At 42.0% G+C, this 1,784-nt stretch carries 1 protein-coding gene, 2 pseudogenes and 1 other annotated feature; of the genes and pseudogenes, 2 read left to right on the forward strand and 1 reads right to left on the reverse strand.

The window, feature by feature from the left end:
- A pseudogene (locus F972_RS14875) lies at nucleotides 1-458 on the forward strand (IS3 family transposase); the annotation flags it as partial.
- Nucleotides 276-392, forward strand: a sequence feature (AL1L pseudoknot). Its footprint overlaps the pseudogene before it by 117 nt.
- Nucleotides 459-497: 39 nt before the next feature.
- On the opposite strand, the gene F972_RS00755 reads toward F972_RS14875, so the two are convergent.
- Nucleotides 498-1,427, reverse strand: coding sequence for an IS5-like element ISAba10 family transposase (locus F972_RS00755; RefSeq protein ID WP_004763228.1), 930 nt, complete (start codon nucleotides 1,425-1,427; stop codon nucleotides 498-500).
- Nucleotides 1,428-1,478: 51 nt separating this feature from the next.
- Between F972_RS00755 and F972_RS00760 the strand changes: the two are divergent.
- Nucleotides 1,479-1,784: pseudogene (locus F972_RS00760) on the forward strand (IS3 family transposase); the annotation flags it as partial.

A 1,784-nucleotide genomic window follows, 5' to 3' on the forward strand; every position in this document is an offset into this window, starting at 1 on the left:
ATATACCCCTGAAATCAGAGAAAGAGCGGTTCAATTATTGATTGAATCTGAAAAAGATTATCCATCGAATTGGGCTGCGATCACCGCTATTGCTCCCTGAGCAGTATACTGCGCAAGGGTTGTACTCTTGAAACACTACGTGTTTGGTATCAAAAATATTTAGATAAACAAAATCCAGTTAAAGTACAACAGATATCTGATCAAGAACGTATCAAACAACTCGAACGCGAAAATAAAGAACTGCAACGCGCCAATGAAATTCTACGTAAAGCAGCCGCTTTTTTCGCCCAGGCGGAGCTCGACCGCCCACACAAATAATGGTGAATTTTATCCATAATAATAAAGAGCTGTACGGAGTCGAGGCGATTTGTAGAATTTTACCGATCGCACCTTCAACCTATTACCGGACTCTAGATCTCTGCGATGAGAAGCATTGCTTCGCAAGGGCTTTGTTGCACAAATAGACGAAAGGTAGAGTTGTTCTAATCTTCAGATATTTATGCAACAGCCACCGTTTTAGCTGTACCAAGTTGAGTAAATTTATTCAAAATATCGACTCTTATTTGCAAGTCAACCACCTGACGATTAAAGCATCGACTAGATACACCTTGTCCAAGTCGTTTCAAGGCAAACATTTTAGCCTCTATTCGGGATCGTCGATGATAACCAATATCTCGTTTCCACTGCTTTTGACCCTTGTCCCAACAGCCTTGTACTGCATGATTCCTTGCTTTACCAATTTCATTTTCTGCCCATAAAGCAGCATTGGAACGAGGAGGGATAATTACATTTGCTTGCCGTTTCAAAATCGCATCATAACAATTCACTGTGTCATAAGCACCATCAGCCGTGACAGATGCAATGGGTTCATCAATTTGATCTAAAAGAGGTTGGAGCATTTCAGCATCACCATATTGGCAGGTCGTGACTTCAACCGCTTGTATTTCTCCACTGTTTGCATCTGTCGCAAGATGTAATTTCAGCCATTGACGATGTTGGTTTACGCCATGTTTTTTACGCACCCATTCCCCATCACCTGTAACTTTGATCCCTGTGCTATCAACTAAAATATGCAAGTCTTCCTGTGGATTTTTTGCTGATTTATGTAGAAGTGGCTGGAGCTTATCTGCTCGCCGACTCAATGTTGAGAAGTCTGGAACATTCCAGTCGAGGTGAGCCATTTGCAAAAGGCTTTGAATGAAACCTTGTGTTTGGCGTAAAGCCAGTTGGAACAGGTTTCGTATCGTCAGGGCAAATTGAATTGCTATATCAGTGTAGGTAGGTTGCCGTCCTTTTTTTCCAGTAGGTGTTGCAGACCATTGCATTTGGGGATCAAACCAAATGGTGAAAGCACCCCGTTGACGTAAAGCCTGATTGTACTCAGACCAGTTCGTTGTTTTGTATCGGCTTTTTGATTCTGTATTCATCTAACATGTATGGGGATGAAATTTATTTATGCAACAAAGCCCTTCGCAAGGGAACACCGAGCAAAGCGAGATTTACATGACTTGCATCATGCTGAGGAGATTAAACGAATTTGGAAGGAAAGTTCAGGTCGATATGGTGTACGTAAAGTCTGGCAAAAACTGAAACGTGAAGGCTATATTATTGCACGCTGTACTGTTGCTCGATTAATGAAAAAGCTAGGTATACAAGGTGTTTGGCGAGGTAAGAACAAACAAACCACCCGTAGCCGAGATGACCAAAAACGAGCACCTGACTTGGTGAAACGGAATTTTAGAGCTGATCAGCCTAATCACTTGTGGGTTGCTGACTTTACCTAT

It is taken from the genome of Acinetobacter sp. CIP 102529, from assembly GCF_000368325.1.
In the GTDB taxonomy this organism is placed as follows: domain Bacteria; phylum Pseudomonadota; class Gammaproteobacteria; order Pseudomonadales; family Moraxellaceae; genus Acinetobacter; species Acinetobacter parvus.